The organism is Enterobacter sp. UNJFSC 003 (assembly GCF_036903355.1).
Lineage (GTDB): Bacteria > Pseudomonadota > Gammaproteobacteria > Enterobacterales > Enterobacteriaceae > Enterobacter.
Map to the genome: position 1 here is coordinate 1 of NZ_JBAKHK010000219.1, position 260 is coordinate 260.

The 260-nt window shown below is 53.1% G+C and carries 1 protein-coding gene; it reads right to left on the bottom strand.

Annotation, left to right across the window (positions count from 1 at the left end; all coding sequences use genetic code 11):
- On the bottom strand, positions 1-260 hold a 260-nt coding region (locus V5P19_RS23870; protein ID WP_334408044.1), incomplete at both ends, for a YjbH domain-containing protein.

The following is a 260-nucleotide window of genomic DNA, read 5'->3' on the forward strand; positions in this document are numbered from 1 at the left end:
GCCCCAGCTGGAACATATAGAAATCTTCCGGGCCGCCCAGCGACTGTGAAAGTGTTGGGTTGAAAGAGTAGCTAAAGCGATCTTCACGAATACGGTAGCCCCGACCAAAGGCAGAAAGATCTTCAGCTTCAACACGTTGTTGTTGTAGTGGCTCTGATTGACCAGGCGCTGTACCTGCCAGCTGTTTGCGCAGGCTGGCTACGTCGGTTTCGGTAGTCACCATCGCCATATGCTCGCGCTTTTGCGTCACGCTAATCTTC